General features: G+C 55.1%; 3 protein-coding genes. All 3 read right to left on the bottom strand.

Going from position 1 to position 3661, the window contains the following annotated elements; genetic code table 11:
- Positions 1-327: RNA polymerase sigma factor (locus VGK48_00015; protein HEY2379535.1), on the bottom strand; the 327-nt coding region annotated here is incomplete at its 3' end.
- Positions 328-482: 155 nt separating this feature from the next.
- A complete protein-coding gene (locus VGK48_00010) occupies positions 483-2447 on the bottom strand; it encodes a tetratricopeptide repeat protein (protein HEY2379534.1) in 1965 nt (654 codons plus the stop codon).
- 46 nt (positions 2448-2493) lie between these two features.
- Positions 2494-3661, bottom strand: a 1168-nt coding sequence (gene purH, locus VGK48_00005) for a bifunctional phosphoribosylaminoimidazolecarboxamide formyltransferase/IMP cyclohydrolase (protein HEY2379533.1), incomplete at its 5' end; no start/stop codon positions are given.

Genomic DNA, 3661 nt, shown 5'->3' with positions numbered 1-3661 from the left:
AGGTTCAAACTCCTGAACCGATCCGTCCTCATGCGTGGTCTCCAGATCCGCGAAAAAGATCCAGCGTTTGAGGCGCCGGGCAACGCTGCGGTGGTGATTGATCGAAACCCGCACCACGATTCGAGACAACCAGATCCGGAGCGGACAATCGCCCCGGAAGCGGCTGATCCCGCGATAGCCGCGCATCAGCGCCTCCTGAACAACATCTTCCGCGTCCGTAGGATTTCGGGTCGAAGCAACAGCGATCTGTAGCAGAAACGGACGGTGCTCGCGAGCAGCCGCATCGAAGTCTATGTCTTCGGCTCGAACAGCCACCGTCTTCATCATCAATTGCTACTGCTGCGCGCTACCGCGCTTGCGCTTCGCCTACTACTGCTGCGCTCTACCGAACTGGCGCTTCGCCAATCAAATGCCGCGCACCGCCACGCTCGCGCTTAGCCTGTCTTGATTAGTGACAGCCGTGTGGAAGGAAAGGTTCGAAATTATTTCTTAGCCGCCCGGGTCGTCTTCAGCTCATCCAGCTTTTTCTTCACTTTATCGATTTCGTCCTGGTCGGTGGCCAGCTGTATCGATTTGTTCCACTCGTTGCGGGCGTCGTCGTAGCGCTTGGTCTTAAAGTAGAGGTCGCCCATATGGTCATGGATGGAGGAGTCGCCGTTGACGAAAACAATCGCTTTTTTCAGATATTCTTCGGCCAGATCGAACCGGTTCTGCTTGAAGTAAACCCACCCCAGGCTGTCCAGGTAGGCGCCGTTTGTCGGTTCGGCCTTCACTGCCTTTTCAAGCATGGACGCGGCTTCAGGCAGGCGGACGCCACGGTCGGCGTACATGTATCCCAGATAGTTGAGTACTGCCGGATCCTCCTCGCCAAGCTCGAGAGCCTTTCGGAAAGCCTTCTCGGCGCCGTCGTATTTCTTCTGCTTCTCGTCAAGGGCGCCCTGCAGAAAGTAGACCTGCTCCTGATTCGGAAAACGCTGGATCGCGGTATTCAATACGTTCTGGGCCTGCTCATACTTTTTCGCCCGCTGGTAAATGCTGACTTCCGTCGACAAAACGTCGAGGTCGGTGTCGTTTCCCTTCTGCAGCTGTTGCAGGGCCTTGATCCCGTCATCGACACGGCCCTTTTCCGCAATCAGATCGGCGTGCACGATCTGCATCTGCCGATTGCCGGGATTCTCGCTCAATGCCTGATCGGAGTATTGAACGGCTTTGTCGAGATTCCGGGCCATTCGATAGGTCTCGACGATCATCGCATCGATTGGTCCGGCCTTCTCGTTGGTGAGACTCTTGATATCCTGGAGCGTCTTGACCGCCGCGTCGTAATTTCCCAGCGACTGATTCAGCGTTGCCTGATTGATGAGGAAAATGCGCCGGTTTTGTTTCTCAGCCTCGCTGTAACGGCCGTTGGATTTTTCCGTCTTTTTGAGGATGTCGTTTGCGCGTTTGAGCGCATCTTCCAGGTGGCCTTCCTGGCGATCCAGAATCACGAGATTGAACTGGACTTCAACGCTGTCCGGGAATGACTGGGCCGCTTTTTGTAGATACTGGCGCGCCTGCTCGTACTTCATCTCTGCCTGGTAGATCTGGCCGAGGCGCAGCAATGAGATTCCGTCGTCCGGCGCGGATTTCGCAAGGTCTTCGTAGAGTTTTGCCGCTTCGTCGAGATTCTGAGCCCGGTACAAAGCCTCGGCTTCAGCCTTCTTGATCTCGACGTCGTCCGGATCGAGCTCGGCAGCGCGCTTGTACGCATCTGCAGATTTTGAAAACTCCTGCAAATCCGAATACGCTTCGCCCAGAGTTTGAAGCGCGGAATCGGACTCCGGATGGTCCTTTACGAACGCCTCGAGAAGATCAACGGCCTCTTTGAAATTGCCGGCATCCATGTGGAGCTTGGCGAGAGCCGTGACGCCTTCTTCGGAACCGGGCTCCTGTCCCAGAAGCTTCTTGAAAATCGCCGTAGCCTTGTCACGGTCCCCCTTGATCAGATACAGCCGCCCAAGCATCACGTATGACGTGTTATCGGTCGGATCGATTCTGATGATCTCTTCGAATTCGTGGATCGCGCTGTTGATGGTGTCGATACTGGGAGGCTGCTGAGCATTCGATCTGCCGATGATTTGAAGGTAAACCGTATCCAGAAGCTTGTGCGCTTCGATGTTGTCACGGTCCAGTTGGATCGCTTTAGTTGCGCTGTCGACAGCGTCGCGCACCCGGTTATTCCGGAGGTAGCTCTCGGCCATTTCCGAATAAATCAGCGAATTATTCGGATCCAGCTCGAGGGCTTTTTTGTATTCATCGATGGCTTGGGTGGTTTGCCCTTGATCGTCGAGCAACCGGCCTTTAGAAAAATGGTAGTACGCCTGGGCACGGGCATTGGTTTGAGCCTGAGCCAATCCAGTTACCGCAAATGCCGGAATCAGCAGCAAGACGAGCAAGTATTTATTCATAAGCCATCTTTCTGTCGCTAGTCGATTTCCCCATTATACCTTACACCTAATGTTTGAAATGCCTTAAACCCGTGAAAATCATTGACATCCCGTGCTCGTCAGCGGCCTGAATGACCTCCGCGTCACGCACCGAACCGCCCGGTTCGATGATGGCCGTAACACCGGCTTTGGCAGCTTCATCGATCCCGTCCCGAAATGGAAAAAACGCATCGGAGCCCATCACGGAGCCCTTCGCTGACGGGCGGGATTTCTCGATGCTCAATTTGACGGAATCCACCCGGCTCATTTGCCCGGCTCCGACTCCAATGATCCGGCCGCCTTCGGCGAGCACGATGGCATTGGACTTGACGTGCTTTGCAATCCGCCAGGCAAACTGCAAATCCTCGCGCTCTTTATCTGTCGGCTTGCGGCCGGTCACTATTCTGGATTCCGGTCCAAAAAGAACGTTATCCGTATCCTGAAGCAGAATGCCTCCCGAAACGCGCCGCATCTCAAACTGTGACCACGCTGTCCCCGAGCCGGACGATTCCACCTGCAGTACCCGCAAATTCTTTTTTGCAGCCAGAATCGACAGTGCTGCCGGGTGATACGCTGGGGCAATCATCGCTTCGACGAATAGTTTGTGTACGTTGGCCAGCTCATGGATCGTTTCTTCATCGACTGTCTGGTTGAAAGCAATAATGGAACCAAAGGCAGATACGGGATCCGCGTCATACGCTTTGACGTATGCCTCGCGAATCCGGCTTCCAACAGCCGCTCCACACGGATTGGTGTGTTTGATAATGCAGCAGGCTGGCGCTTCGAATTCCCGGACCAGGTTCCAGGCCGCCTCGGCGTCCACAAGATTGTTGTAGGAGAGTTCTTTCCCTTGAAGCTGCCTGGCGGCCGCAAGGCCAAATCCCGGCTGCCCACCCCATTTGTAAAAAGAAGCGCGCTGATGTGGATTTTCACCGTAACGGAGATCCATGACCTTCTCGAAGTCCATGAAAACATTCGGTGGGAAAGGAGCACGAGGGCCCTGCTCCGTCGTCGCCGGCTCTGCGGACAGGTATTGCGCGATCTGCGCATCGTACCTTGCCGTGCAGATAAATGCTTTTCGAGCCAGATCAAACAACAGCTCACGTCCGAGCACGCCGCCTGAAGACCTCAGCGCCTCCGCGATTGCCGCATAGTCTTCAGACGAGGTGACGACGGCCACATCCTGGAAATTTTTC

The sequence above is a fragment of the Terriglobia bacterium genome (assembly GCA_036496425.1).
In the GTDB taxonomy this organism is placed as follows: domain Bacteria; phylum Acidobacteriota; class Terriglobia; order 20CM-2-55-15; family 20CM-2-55-15; genus 20CM-2-55-15.
Note: the sequence above shows the minus strand (reverse complement) of the source record. Positions and strands in the feature narration are given on the sequence as shown.